Origin of the sequence: Rugosimonospora acidiphila (assembly GCF_039543385.1) — a bacterium.
In the GTDB taxonomy this organism is placed as follows: domain Bacteria; phylum Actinomycetota; class Actinomycetes; order Mycobacteriales; family Micromonosporaceae; genus Rugosimonospora; species Rugosimonospora acidiphila.
The window spans coordinates 446,529-460,230 of record NZ_BAABJQ010000005.1 but is presented as its reverse complement, the minus strand read 5'-3'; the positions used below and the strand labels follow the sequence as shown (position 1 = coordinate 460,230).

The following is a 13,702-nucleotide window of genomic DNA, read 5'->3' as shown; positions in this document are numbered from 1 at the left end:
AACGGCAGTGTCACCTGGCGTACCGGGCACGTCGAGCTGGGTCAGGGAAACCGGACCGGGCGCCTCGTCAGTCGGACCCGCGGCCGGCCCGGCGATCGCTGACCGCGCGGCCGGCCGGCCCTGGCATCACACGCCCAGCGCGGCGGCCGTCTCGGTGCGCAGCGTGACCAGCGCGGCGGTGGCGCGTCGCCGCGCCGCCGGTACGCCGTCGCCGGCAACCGCCTCGTCGCCGGCCACCGCCTCGGTCACCTCCAGGTACGCCTTGAGCTTGGGCTCGGTGCCCGACGGGCGGACCACCACCCGGGTCGACGAGGTGCGCAGCGTGACCACGTCGGCCTCCGGGAGCAGATCCTCGATCGAGGTGACCGGCTCGCCGAGCAGCGTGGCGGGTGGCCGCTGCCGGATCCGGGCCATCGCCGAGCCGATCTCGCTCAGGTCCTCCACCCGTACCGAGAGCTGATCGGTGGCGTACACGCCGAACTCGGCGGCGATCTCGTCCAGCCGGTCGAGCAGCGTGCGCCCGTCCGCCTTCAGGGCGGCGGCCAGCTCACAGATCAGCAGCGCGGCGGAGATGCCGTCCTTGTCCCGTACCAGCTCCGGCGCCACGCAGTAGCCCAGCGCCTCCTCGTACCCGTAGACCAGCCCACCGTCGCCGGAGGCGCGGACTATCCACTTGAAGCCGGTCAGCGTCTCGGCGTAGGGCATCCCGCGGCCCCGACAGACCGCGCCCAGCAGCGACGACGAGACGATCGTGGTGGCGTACAGCCCGCGCACCCCACGCCGCATCAGGTGGTCGGCCAGCAGCACGCCGACCTCGTCGCCGCGCAGCATCCGCCAGCCGTCCCCGTCCGGCACCGCCACCGCGCACCGGTCGGCGTCCGGGTCGTTGGCGATGGCCAGGTCCGAGCCGGTCGACGAGGCCAGCGCGACGGCTCGGTCGATCGCGCCGGGCTCCTCCGGGTTCGGGAAGGACACCGTGGGGAACTCGGGGTCCGGCTCGGCCTGGACCTCCACGATGGACGGCGCGGGGAACCCGGCGGCGGGCAGTGCGGCGAGCACCACCGGACCGCCGACCCCGTGCAGCGGGGTGTAGGCCACGGCCAGGTCACGGGGGCCGTCCGGCGCGACGACCCCGGTCACGCTGTCCAGGTAGGACGCGAGAACGTCTTCGCCGAGGACCGTGCCGGGCGGCCCGAGCGGCACCCGATCCAGCGGCCCGATCGCCCGGATCGCGGCCTCGATCTCGGCGTCGGCCGGCGGGACGATCTGCGCACCGGCGCCGGTGACGCCGCCGAGCGCCGCGCCCAGGTAGACCTTGTACCCGTTGTCCTGCGGCGGGTTGTGGCTGGCGGTGACCATCACGCCGGCCGCCGCGCCGAGGCTGCGCACCGCGTACGCGAGGATCGGGGTGGGCAGCGGCCGGGGCAGGAGCAGGGCCTGGCGGCCGGCGCCGGTGGCCACCCGGGCCGTCTGCTCGGCGAACTCGCGGGACCGGTGCCGGGCGTCGTACCCGATGACCAGCGGGCCGTCGGCGCCGCGCTCGGCCAGCCAGCCGACCAGTCCGGCCGCGGCCGCGCGCACCACGGCGAGGTTCATCCCGTTCGGCCCGGCCCGCAGCGGCCCGCGCAGCCCGGCGGTGCCGAAGGTCAGCGGGCCGGCGAACCGGTCGGCCAGTTCGTCCGTGGTGCCCGGCAGGCCGTCCAGTACGCGGCTGAGCTCCGCCCGGTCGCCCGCGTCCGGGTCGTCCGACAGCCACCGGGTGGCATCGGCACGCAGCCGTTCAAGGACGGCCGGATCCGTGATCGTCATGCCACGTTGATAGCACGCCGGGCGGGTCAGTTGCCCAGGTTGAGCTTGTAGGACTCGACCGCCTCGTCGTAGATCGGCTTACTCGCGGCGAACCGGCTGTCCTCCACCGAAAGGTAGAACTCGTACGCCTTCTTGTCGATGACGGTGGCTCGCCAGATCCCGTGCCGGGCGTCCGGACCGGTGCCGCAGGTGTACTCCAGCTCCGCGGCGGGGTGGCCGCTGAGCGTGACGTCGTCGTTGAGCGCGACCTGCTTGTACGGCGCGGTGCAGACCTTCGGGTTGTCCAGCGCCCGCCCGACCGCCTTCATGTAGTCGGCGTTGCTGTTGCCGGCCGTCTCCACGTTGACCCGCAGCCGCCGCAGCGGGTCCTTCGGGTCGGTGAAGTCGAAGTAGCTGCTGCCGGTCTGCTTCCAGTCGGCGGGCACGTTCAACGAGAAGCCGCGCGGGTCGGAGTACTTGACGACCGGCAGGCCCGGGCCGCTCGGCGAGGCCGCGGCGCTGGCGCGTGCCGCCGGGGTGGACGAGCCGCCCCCGAAGCCGCCGGCCAGCCCGATGATGGCGATCACCAGGACCACCGCCACGCCGCCGACGATCCCCGCCTGGGCCGCCTTCGGCAGCCCCCGGAACCGGTTGAGCAGTGGCTTCGCGCCAGCGCTGATGTCGGCGAGCATGCCACCGCCGCGCGGCTTGCCGTGCACCGTGCCCCGCTGCGGCTGGTTCGGAAACGTGGGCTGCGGCTGGTTCGGGAACGTGGGCTGTGGCTGGTTCGGGAACGTGGGCGGCGGCGGGAAGCCCGGGCTGGTGTGCTCCAGCATGGCGGGCCCGCCGGCCAGGTTGTGCGGGGGCGGCGGGACCGGGCGCCCGGAGATCCGGTCGGTCGGCAGCTCACCGGGGGCGAGCATGGCCCGGCCGCCGATCTGGCCCTGCTGGGCGGCCCGGTCGCTCTGGTAGACAGGCCGGGGCGGCTGGGCCACCGGCACCACGGTGTAGGGATCGGTGACGTGCTGGCTGGCGTTGCTGGCGAGCGGGCCGGCGAGCAGGTCGCGCAGGGCCTGCCGGGCGGCGCGCACGTCCCAGCGCCGGGCCGGGTCCTTCTCTAGCAGCCCGTACAGCACGGGTGCGAGCAGGCCGGCCCGCACCGGCGCGGCGGGCGGCTCCTCGACCACCGCGCGCATGGTCTCGAACGGGTCGCCCTTGTCGAACGGCGGTCGGCCCTCGACGGCCGTGAACAGCGACACGCCCAGCGAGAACAGGTCGCTCGGCGGCCCGAAGGCCCCGCCGACGGCGCGCTCCGGCGAGATGAAGTGCGGCGAGCCGAGCACCATCCCGGGGGTGGTCAGGTTGCTCTCCGCCGGCATCCGGGCGACCCCGAAGTCGGTGAGCACGCACCGGCCATCGGTGCAGATCAGCACGTTGGCCGGCTTGACGTCGCGGTGCAGCACGCCGGCCCCGTGGGCGACCTCCAGCGCGCCGAGCAGCGCGATGCCGATCTTCGCGACCGCGCGGGGAGCCAGCGGGCCGTCGGAGATGATCATGTCGGCGAGGCTGCGGGCGTGCAGCAGTTCCATCACGATCCACGGCCGACCGCCCTCGGTGACCACGTCGTAGACCTGCACCACGCTCGGATGCGACAGGGCCGCCGCGGCGCGCGCCTCGCGCAGGGTGCGCTCATACATCGCGTCGCGGTCCGAGGCCGCCATGCCCGGCGGCAGCAGGACCTCCTTGACGGCGACGTCGCGGCGCAGGATGGTGTCCGCCGCGTGCCAGACCGTGCCCATGCCGCCGTTGCCGATGGCCACTCGCAGTTGGTAGCGGCCGCCGATCACGGTCCCTGGGACGGCCCGCTGGGAAGAGGGCTGGGGATGAGGTTCGCCGTGCCACGTCGAGGTCTGAGTTGTCACTGGCCTTCAACCGTCGCTGGGAAATCAGTGCCGAAAATCTGGTGTAGCGGGAGGTGCTCTTGAGCAACCTACCTATCTTGCGCGGTCATCTCTCCGAGGGAAAGTCGCGGGTCCACGGATCGGACAGTTCCCACGAGATGTAGCCACCAACTTACTTATGGTCGCGATCGTGCGCTCAATCTCCGCCGGTACCGGTGTCGTTGCTCACGTTACCGACCCTACGATCCCGGTATGACACAGCGTCGGAGCGAGTCGGGTTTCTTGTTCAAGAGCGTGTACGGCCCGGCCGACGTCCCCGGCGACGTGGCCGAGCGGCTGGGCGAGCCCGGCGAGTACCCGTACACCCGTGGCGTGTACCCGACCATGTACACCCAGCGGCCGTGGACCATGCGGCAGTACGCCGGTTTCGGCACGGCGGCCGAGTCCAACGCTAGGTACCACCAGTTACTCGAGGCGGGCACCACGGGCCTGTCGGTGGCCTTCGACCTGCCCACCCAGATGGGCTACGACTCCGACAACCCGGTGGCCGCCGGCGAGGTCGGCAAGGTCGGGGTGGCCATCGACTCCATCGAGGACATGCGCCGGCTGTTCCATGAGATCCCCCTGGACAAGGTCTCCACCTCGATGACCATCAACGCTCCCGGCTCGGTCCTGCTCCTGCTCTACCAGCTGGTCGCGCAGGAGCAGGGAGTGCCGGGCGACCAGCTGTCCGGCACGATCCAGAACGACGTCCTCAAGGAGTACATCGCCCGGGGCACGTACATCTTCCCGCCCAAGCCCTCGCTGCGGCTGGTAGCCGACACCTTCGCCTACTGCCGCGAGGAGATCCCGAGGTGGAACACCATCTCGATCTCCGGGTACCACATGGCGGAGGCCGGCGCGACGCCCGTGCAGGAGGTGGCGTTCACCCTGGCCAACGGGATCGAGTACGTCCGCGCCGCGCTGGCCGCCGGGCTGGCGGTCGACGACTTCGCGCCACGGCTGTCGTTCTTCTTCGTGGCCCGCACCACCCTGCTGGAGGAGGTGGCCAAGTTCCGGGCGGCCAGGAGGATCTGGGCCCGGATCATGCGCGACGAGTTCGGCGCCCAGAACCCGAAGTCGTGGATGCTGCGCTTCCACACCCAGACCGCCGGCGTGCAGCTGACCGCCCAGCAGCCGGAGGTGAACCTGATCCGGGTGGCCGTGCAGGGCCTCGGCGCGGTGCTGGGCGGCACTCAGTCGCTGCATACGAACTCCTACGACGAGGCCATCGCGCTGCCCACCGAGAAGGCGGCCCGGCTGGCGCTGCGCACCCAGCAGGTGTTGGCGTACGAGACCGACCTGACCGCGACGGTCGACCCGTTCGCCGGCTCGTACGTGGTCGAGGCGATGACCGACGAGATCGCGGCCGAGATCGACGGGTTGATCGGCAGGGTCTTCGAGCACGGCTCGGCGGTCGACGCGATCGAGGCCGGGTTCCAGAAGCGCGAGATCGAGACGTCGGCGTACCGGATCGCCCAGGAGATCGACTCGGGCGAGCGGGTGGTGGTCGGGGTCAACCGGTTCCTGATCGAGCAGGAGGAGCCGTACCAGCCGCTGCGCGTGGACCCGGCGATCGAGGCCGAGCAGGCGGCCCGGCTGGCCCAACTGCGCGAGTCCCGGGACGCCGACGCGGTGGCTCGCTCGCTGGACGCCCTGCGGGAGGCCGCGGCCGGCACCGCCAACGTGCTGTACCCGATGCGGGAGGCGTTGCGGCTGCGGGCGACGGTCGGTGAGACCTGCGACGCGCTGCGCGAGGTCTGGGGACGGTACCAGCCGACCGAACGCTTCTGACCGGACGCCGCCGCGCGTCGTCACCCGCCGCTCACCTCACCGCCGCTGTTTTTTCGCGCCGTCGCCCCTTTGCCCGGCCGATTCTTAGCGCCATCGCCGATCGGCGTCCTCGTCTTTTGCAACGTCGTCTTTTCGCAACCTCGCTTCCCGCCCGATCGTCTTCTCCTGAGGTCGCTTCTTCGCCGCGTCGTCCTTTCGCAACATCACCTCTTCGCGGTGTCGCCCCTTCGGGGTTGTCGCTTTTCGAGGTGTCGTTTTTCGCGGTTTCGGCTCCCCTCGATGTCGTCGTTGGTTCGTGTGGCGACCGGGCGTGCGGGTGCGCTCACGGTGCGCGGCGGCGCCTGGAAATCTCCTTCGAATCGGGCATCCGCCACGGTTTCGATGCAACCCGAGGGGTACCCCTAGGCGTTTCCTAACGGGACCGTTACGCGTTGTAGGAGGTTGAGGCCGGATGACCGCGATACACGGGGGTTCGCGTGGCGATTCGCTGGCCGAGGAACGCCTCTACCAGGGGATTCGTGACGCACCGCAACCTCGTCGCCACGGGAATGAGATTGCGCAGCGTCACCATGCTGGGTCTAGGCTGACCAAGTTGTCAACGGAGGTGCCGACTCGTGGCAAGAGGCCCGAACTGGCCGCTATGCCGACCGACTCGCTGCCCCCTCCCTCCGAGCGAGAGCAACCAGAGACTGTGACTAGTGCGTTGACTTTGCCGAAGAGCGCATCGCCTTCCGGACGCACCACCGGTCGCCGGGCCGGTGGGGAACGCGCTGCCGCCTGGCCGGGTGTCATGTCGGGCGCTTCGCCGCTGCCGGGAAACCTCGATCGTTGGCTCGCCTCCCGGGGCGCCGAGCTGATCGGGGTGCGCCGTCACCTGCACGCGCATCCGGAGCTGTCCGGGCAGGAGTTCGCCACCACCGCGCTGGTGGCCCGGGAACTGGAGGTCGCCGGCCTCTCCCCGCGGGTACTGCCCAAGGGCACCGGCCTCATCTGCGACATCCCGGGGAGCGGGGACAACGACCGGATGATCGCGCTGCGCGCGGACATCGACGCGCTGCCGCTGGCCGACACCAAGGACGTGCCGTACCGGTCCACGGTGGACGGGGTCTGCCACGCCTGCGGGCACGACGTGCACACGACTGTGCTGCTCGGTACCGGGCTGGCCCTGGCCCAGCTGGCCGAGCGCGGCGAGCTGCCCGGCCGGGTACGGCTGGTGTTCCAGCCCGCCGAGGAGGTGATCCCGTCGGGTGCGCCGGAGGTGATCGCGGCCGGCGGGCTCGAGGGTGTCTCCGCGATCTTCGCGCTGCACTGCGCCCCGCAGCTCGCGGTCGGCCAGCTCGGCATCCGTACCGGGCCGATGACGGCCGCCGCCGACATGGTCGACCTGACCCTGCGCGGGCGTGGCGGCCACACCGCCCGGCCGCACCTGACCACCGACCTGGTGCACGCGCTGGCCCGAGTGATCGTTGACGTGCCCGCCCTGCTGGATCGGCGGGTCGACCCGAGGGCCGGAGTGTCCATGGTGTTCGGTGCGGCGCACGCGGGCGAGGCGGCCAACGCGATCCCGAGCATCGGCCGGGCCCGGGCCACCGTGCGGGTGCTCAACCGGGACGCGTGGCACGAGGTGCCGGCGCTGATCTCCAAGCTGATCGACGACGTGGTGGCGGGTACCGGCGCGGAGGCCGAGGTGGTCTACCACCGGGGCGTGCCACCGGTCATCAACGACCACCGCGCGGCGGCGGTGGTCACCGACGCCGCCTGTGCCGCCGTGGGCCCCCAGCGGGTCGTGGAGGCCGAGATCAGCATGGGCGGCGAGGACTTCGCCTTCTACCTGGAGCACGTGCCGGGCGCGATGATGCGCCTCGGCGTCGGAGCGCCCGGCGCGACGGTCCGCGGCGACATCCACCAGTCGAGCTTCGACGTGGACGAGCGCGCGATCGGCCATGGCGTGCGCGTCATGGTGCGTACCGCGCTCGGCGCGCTGGCCAGCTCGGCGTTCTGACCCGCTCGCCGTTCTGAGCGGCTCGGCGTTCTGACCCGCTCGCCGTTCTGAGCGGCCCGGTGTTCTGAGCGGCCCGGCCGGCGGACTCTTCTCGGTCCGCCGGCCGGGCCGGCTCCTGAGTCGGCGCCGCTGGCCGGGGCGTCGATCCCGACGGTACCGGCCCGGTTCCGGCACACTGGCGGACATGCGACTGACCAAGTTCTCCCACTCCTGCGTCCGCCTGGTGCGCGACGGCGCGGTACTGGTCATCGATCCCGGCAGCTTTTCGGAACGCGCCGTGCTGGACGGGGCCGACGCGATCCTGATCACCCACGAACACGCCGATCACCTCGACGTGGACAAGCTCGCCGACGCGCTGGACAGGCACCCGTCGGCCACCGTGTACACGCATCCCGAGGTGGCCGCGAAGCTCGGCGCGCTCAACGGCGTGGTGCGGACGGTCAACGCGGGCGACACCTTCCAGGCCGCCGGCTTCGAGGTGCGGGCGTACGGCGGCTGGCACGCGGTGATCCATCAGGACCTGCCGGTCGTACCCAACCTGGGCTTCCTGATCGAGGGTTCGGTGTACCACCCCGGCGACTCGTTCGACGTGCCGCCGGACGTGGAGGTCGACACGCTCTTCGTTCCCGTCTCGGGGGCCTGGCTCAAGGTCTCCGAGGCGATCGACTTCGTCCGCGCGGTCGCCCCCCGGCGCGCCTTCGCGCTGCACGACTGCCTGGCCAACGACAACGGGCTGACCCTGCTCGATCGGCTGCTGGGCCAGTTCTCCGGCGCCGATTACAGCCGGCTGGTGCCCGGCGAGACGGTCGATGCCTGAGGCGGTGCGCGAGGCGTGACCGGACCGCCCGTGCCCGAGCCGGACCTCTACGAGCTACCGCCGGAGAGGTTCATCGCGGCGCGCGACGAGGCGATCGCCCGGGCCCGTACGGCCGGTGACCGGGCCCTGGCCGCCCGGCTGCGCACCCTGCGCCGGCCCACCGTGGCCGCCTGGCTGGTCAACCTGGTCGCGCTCCGGCGCCCCGAGCAGATCGGCGAGCTGCTGGATCTGGGTACCGAGCTGGGTGAGGCCCAGCGCCAGCTGCGCGGCGAGCGGCTGCGCGAACTGTCCGCCCGGCGCCGCGCGGCGGTCGCGGGGGTGGTGGCGCAGGCCCGGCGGTTGGCGGTCGAGGCGGGGCGCCGGCCACGGGACCCGCTGCCGCTGGCCGAGGTGGAGGCGACCCTGGCCGCGGCGCTCGCCGACGAACAGGTGGCGGAGGCGGTCCGCGCCGGCCGGCTGACCAGGACCGCCGGGTACGCGGGGTTCGGCGAGACGCTCCGCCCGGACCTGCGGATCATCGACGGCGGCGCCGGTGCGGCCGAGCCGCCGGAGCCACCGGCCGAGCCGGCCGAGGCGGGCGAGCCGGCCGGGCGCACCCCCCGGCGGCGCGCCGAGCCCGGCGATCGGGCGGGCACGGCGGGCGGCACGAGGAGAACGGAAGGGCCGGCCGAGCCGGCGCGGTCCTCGGCGGCCGGCCGGCCGAACCAGACGGGGAAGGCCGTCAAGACCGGCCCCGCGGAGAAGGCCGCCAAGACCGGCCCCGCGGGGGAGAGGCTCGATCGGGCCGGACCTCGCGGGGCGGCGTCCGACCAGGCCGAGCGGGAGCGGGCGCGAGCGCGGGCCGAGGCGGCGCGTTCCGCTCGGATCGAGAACGCCGCCGCGGCCCTGCGCCGGGCCGAGGGGGACGAGCGGGACGCGGCCCGCGCGCTGGCCGCCCTCGCCGCCGAGCTGGACCGGGTGCGCGAGCGGCACGCGGCCGCCCAGCTCGCGCTGCGCGAGGGCAGGCTGCGGCGCAGGGCGGCGGAGCGCGACGCGCGCCGGGCGCTCGGTGGGGAAGCGCCCCGGGCCGGGCAGTGACGCCCGGCGTGACAGGCGGCACAATCGACGCGTGACCCCCGAGCAGGCCGCCTCGGCCTCTCGCCCAGCAGTGCAGGAGCTGGGCGGGGCGTTCGCCGAGTGCCCGAAGACGCTGCGCCGCGCCCGACAGCTCGGTTTGACGGGCTGGGCCTTCTACGTGACCGGATGGGGCGGCGCGTTGGGCGACGTCGGCCCGGAGACCCTTGCCGCGACGCTCGGCTTCGTCGCGGCCGACGCCGTGCAAGAGGGGTGGGAATCGGGCCGGCGGGTGGACGCGCCGATCCGGATCGCCGAGCACTACCTCGCCGAGTGTTGCCGGTGGGGACGCGAGCGGCTGGACGCCCTGCCCGGGGTCGACCGGCTGGTGGTCCTCGCGGAGCGGGTGGTACTCGCCGCCGATCCGGCCGGGCTCCCGCTGTTCGCCGCGTGGCGGGCCATGCCGGTGCCGGACGACGCGCCGGGCGCCCGTGCCGCGGTCCTCGTCAGGCTGCTGCGTGAGCACCGCATGGCGGCGCAGCTGCTGGCCGTACGCTCGGCTGGGATGACCCCGCTGGAGTCGTTGCTGGCCGGCCCGGAGGGGGCGGCCGGGGCGATCGCGTACGGCTGGCAGCCGCCGTTCCCGCCGTTCGAACCGCTGGTGCGCCGGCGGGTCTGGGCGGACGCGATCACCGACCGGATCACCGGCGGGGCCTACCGGATCCTCGAGGCGTCCGAGCGCCACGAGCTGGTCGGCCTGCTGAACGAGGCGGTACAGGCGCTGCGGATGCAGGCCGGGCAGTATCCGGCCGTCGGCTGAGTCCTGTCCTTGGCTGAGTCCTGCCCTTGGCTGAGTCCTGCCCTTGGCGGAGCCCAGCCGTCGACTGGGCCGGACGCCGGGCCCGGCCGGGCCCGGCCGGTCGCGCCGGTGGCGCCCCGGCCTCGGCCCGGCAGGATCGCCGGGACGGGGCCTAGGGCTGGGACGTGCGGGTGGGCCGGCCGCGCAGCTCGGTGAGGTAGTCCGCCGGGGCGCCGGCCTTCTCGGCCGCGGCCGCGATCTCGGCGAGGTACCACGCCGTGGGCAGGCCGCCCTCGTACCCGCTGAACACGTACACCCAGGCGGTCACGTCGCCGTCGAGCGTCGCGACCCGCAGGTGTAGCTTGCGGTACATGCCGGAGGTGACGCCCTCGACCTCGTCGAGCTGGGCGGCGTCCCAGGGATGTACGTCGTAGAGCGCGACGAAGACCCGGTCGCCGGGGGACTCGACGATCGTGGTGACCGCACCCTCCCAGCCGAGATCTTCCTCGCCGGCGAAGGTCAGCCGCCAGCCTTCCAGCCAGCCGGTGCCGATCATGGGCGAATGCGGGCAGTAAGCCCTCATTCGGCCGGGGTCGAGGTTGGAGCCATACGCGGCGTAGTGACGCACGGCGATGACGATAGTCCCCCGCCGGGCTGAGAGAGAATAAACAGAGCGTGTCGAGTGCGGAGGGTGTCGTGGGGCAAGTTGTGATCATCGGCGGCGGGCCGGCCGGGTACGAGGCGGCGCTGGTCGCGGCGCAGTTGAATGCCGAGGTCACGGTGGTTGAGGCGGAGGGTGCCGGAGGGGCCTGTGTGCTGTCCGACTGCGTTCCCTCGAAGACCTTCATCGCCTCGTCGGACGTGGTGACCGGGTACCGGGACACCGACGAGTTCGGCGTGCACGCCGACGGACTGGCGGCCGTGAGCGTGGACGGAGCGGCCGTCAACGCGCGGGTGAAGCGCCTGGCCAGGGCCCAGTCGGCGGACATCAATGCCAAGCTCGTCAAAGCCGGCGTGACGTTTGTCTCAGGAACTGCCCGATTGGGTGCCGACACGTTGGGTCACACCCATCGCATCGAGGTAAATCCATCGGATAGTAACCCTGCGTACTCGATTGATGCGTCTACCGTCTTGATCGCGACCGGGGCGACCCCGCGGGTCCTGCCCACCGCCGTCCCGGACGGCGAGCGGATCCTCACCTGGCGCCAGGTCTACGACCTTCCCCGGTTGCCGGAGCACCTGATCGTGATCGGTTCGGGGGTCACCGGGGCCGAGTTCGCCTCGGCCTACCTGGCCATGGGCGTGGCGGTGACCCTGGTCTCCAGCCGGGACCGGGTCATGCCGCACGAGGACCCGGACGCCGCCATGGCCATCGAGCGGGTGTTCCGTTTCCGCGGGATGAACATTCTGAACAACTCGCGCGCCGCGTCGGTGGTGCGCACCGGCCCCGGCGTCGCGGTCACGCTTGAGGACGGTCGGGTGGTCGAGGGCTCGCACGCGCTGATCGCGGTCGGCTCGGTGCCCAACACCGCCGAGCTGGGACTGACCGAATACGGCGTGGACGTGGCGCCCGGCGGGTACGCGCGGGTGGACGGGGTGTCCCGCACCAACGTGCCGGGGATCTACGCGGCCGGCGACTGCACCGGACTGCTGGCGCTGGCCAGCGTCGCCGCGATGCAGGGCCGGATCGCGATGTGGCACGCGCTCGGTGAGGCGGTCGCCCCGCTTCGGCTGAAGTCGGTGGCGGCCAACGTGTTCACCGATCCGGAGTTGGCCGCGGTCGGCGTGTCGCAGTCCGATGTGGACAGCGGCAGGGTGGTGGCCCGCTCGGTGATGCTGTCGCTGGATGGCAACCCACGCGCCAAGATGGCCGACATCCACGACGGGTTCGTCAAGCTGTTCTGCAGCCCGGCGTCGGGCCGGGTGCTCGGCGGCGTGGTGGTGGCGCCAAGGGCCAGCGAGCTGATCCTGCCGGTGTCGATGGCCGTGGACAATCACCTGACCGTCGACCAGCTCGCGCACACCGTCACCATCTACCCGTCGCTGTCGGGGTCGATCGCCGAGGCGGCGCGCCAGCTGATGCACCACGAGCCGTAAATCGCTGGCGGTCGGCGGGGCGGGCGGTTAGCCTCGGCGACGTGATAGCAGCGGCCAGGTTCACGACGACGCCGGGGAGTCCCGGCGTCACTTCGCGCTGACCGCATCAGACGTCGAAGGCCCCGGGCACCGAGCCCGGGGCCTTTTCGCGTCTCCGCCGGTGTTCGAGGCCGCAAAGGCCCACGAACGCCAGGAGGAGACCAATGAACGACCATCGAAGGCTCGGCCGGGAGCTGGAGCTGTTCTGCTCCGATCCGCTGATCGGCGCGGGGTTGCCGATCTGGCTGCCGGACGGTGCCGCCGCCCGGCACGCTGTCGAGGAGTACCTGCGGCGGCAGGAGTCGGCCGCCGGGTACCAGCACGTGTATTCGCCGCCGATGGGGCGGCGGGAACTCTACGAGATCTCGGGGCACTGGGCCCATTTCGCCGAGGACATGTTCCCGCCGATGCGCGACGGCGGCGAGGAACTGGTCCTGCGGCCGAGCCTGTGTCCGCACCACGCGTTGGTGTACCGCGCTCGCCAGCGTTCCTTCCGGGATCTGCCGATGCGGGTGGCGGAGATCGGCGGCATGTACCGGGCGGAGCGCTCCGGAGTGCTCGGCGGGCTGGCCCGGGTACGCGCCATCTCGCTCAATGACGCGCACATCTTCTCTCCGCTTGAGCTGGCCGGCGAGGAGATAGCCCGTGTGCTGGCGATGATGCGCCGGGTGCACGCCGCGCTCGGCCTGGTGCCGGCCCGGGTCCGGCTGTCCCTGCGGGGACCCGATCGCCAGTACGCCGGATCGGCCGAGCAGTGGGAGCTGGCGGAGGGCATCCTGCGCGACGCGCTGGCCGGTTCGTCCTATGTGGAGGCTCCGGGTGAGGCGGCTTTCTACGGGCCGAAGGTGGACGTGCAGATCGTCGATCCGGCCGGCCGAGAATCGACCCTGGCAACCGTGCAGCTCGACCTCCATCAACCCGCCCGCTTCGACCTGTCCTATGTGGACTCATCCGGCTCCGCGGCCCGGCCGGTGATGGTGCACCGGAGCCTGGTCGGCAGCCTGGAGCGGCTGTTCGGCCACCTCATCGAGGTGCACGCCGGCGCCTTCCCGGCCTGGTACGCGCCGGTGCAGGTGGCGGTCCTGCCGGTCGGCGCGAACGAGGCGTCGCACGCGAGCCGGTTCGCGCGGGAGTGCTCCGCGGCCGGGCTTCGGGTGAACCTGGCGGTCGACGGCTCGCTGGGTGCCCGGGTACGGGATGCCCGGCGGGTGCCGTACCTGGCCGTGATCGGCTCCCGCGAAGCGGGGTCGGGGGAGGTGTCGCTGCGGACCAGACCGCCCCGGGGCGTGCCGGCCGCGGCCGGGCCGGCCCCGAAGGTGGCGCCCGCCGGCGAGGCGGTACGGATGCTTGTCGAGGCGTGCGCCGCGCCCTGA

General features: G+C 72.6%; 10 protein-coding genes. 7 read left to right on the top strand and 3 right to left on the bottom strand.

Annotated features, from left to right (window positions below; genetic code table 11):
- Positions 1–126 precede the first annotated feature (126 nt).
- Positions 127–1,809 carry a phospho-sugar mutase gene (locus ABEA87_RS12130; RefSeq protein ID WP_345628902.1) on the bottom strand — a complete coding sequence of 561 codons (1,683 nt, stop codon included), beginning with the start codon at positions 1,807–1,809 and terminating at the stop codon, positions 127–129.
- Between the two features lie 26 nt (positions 1,810–1,835).
- Positions 1,836–3,608: a serine/threonine-protein kinase gene (locus ABEA87_RS12125; RefSeq protein WP_345628900.1), complete on the bottom strand. Its 1,773-nt coding sequence runs from the start codon at positions 3,606–3,608 to the stop codon at positions 1,836–1,838.
- A 333-nt stretch (positions 3,609–3,941) separates the two neighbouring features.
- Between ABEA87_RS12125 and ABEA87_RS12120 the strand changes: the two genes are divergently transcribed.
- The 5 genes from ABEA87_RS12120 (at position 3,942) to ABEA87_RS12100 (ending at position 10,214) form a co-directional block, all read left to right on the top strand.
- Complete coding sequence (locus ABEA87_RS12120; protein ID WP_345628898.1) at positions 3,942–5,522, top strand: acyl-CoA mutase large subunit family protein; 1,581 nt, start codon at positions 3,942–3,944, stop codon at positions 5,520–5,522.
- 691 nt (positions 5,523–6,213) lie between these two features.
- Positions 6,214–7,524, top strand: coding sequence for an amidohydrolase (locus tag ABEA87_RS12115; protein ID WP_425570845.1), 1,311 nt, complete (start codon positions 6,214–6,216; stop codon positions 7,522–7,524).
- A 184-nt stretch (positions 7,525–7,708) separates the two neighbouring features.
- Positions 7,709–8,341: an MBL fold metallo-hydrolase gene (locus ABEA87_RS12110; protein WP_345628894.1), complete on the top strand. Its 633-nt coding sequence runs from the start codon at positions 7,709–7,711 to the stop codon at positions 8,339–8,341.
- A 15-nt stretch (positions 8,342–8,356) separates the two neighbouring features.
- On the top strand, positions 8,357–9,418 hold the full coding sequence (locus ABEA87_RS12105) for a hypothetical protein (protein ID WP_345628892.1): 1,062 nt from the start codon (positions 8,357–8,359) through the stop codon (positions 9,416–9,418).
- Between the two features lie 31 nt (positions 9,419–9,449).
- The gene (locus ABEA87_RS12100) at positions 9,450–10,214 is read left to right on the top strand and encodes an SCO6745 family protein (RefSeq protein WP_345628890.1); all 765 of its coding nucleotides are present in this window, start codon (positions 9,450–9,452) and stop codon (positions 10,212–10,214) included.
- Positions 10,215–10,365: 151 nt separating this feature from the next.
- On the opposite strand, the gene ABEA87_RS12095 is transcribed toward ABEA87_RS12100, so the two are convergent.
- Positions 10,366–10,821 carry a gamma-glutamylcyclotransferase family protein gene (locus ABEA87_RS12095; RefSeq protein ID WP_345628889.1) on the bottom strand — a complete coding sequence of 152 codons (456 nt, stop codon included), beginning with the start codon at positions 10,819–10,821 and terminating at the stop codon, positions 10,366–10,368.
- A 68-nt stretch (positions 10,822–10,889) separates the two neighbouring features.
- On the opposite strand from ABEA87_RS12095, the gene ABEA87_RS12090 reads away from it, so the two are divergent.
- Positions 10,890–12,290: an NAD(P)H-quinone dehydrogenase gene (locus tag ABEA87_RS12090; protein ID WP_345628887.1), complete on the top strand. Its 1,401-nt coding sequence runs from the start codon at positions 10,890–10,892 to the stop codon at positions 12,288–12,290.
- 203 nt (positions 12,291–12,493) lie between these two features.
- Positions 12,494–13,702 (top strand): threonine--tRNA ligase, encoded by a 1,209-nt coding sequence (thrS, locus tag ABEA87_RS12085; RefSeq protein ID WP_345628886.1) that lies wholly within the window; start codon positions 12,494–12,496, stop codon positions 13,700–13,702.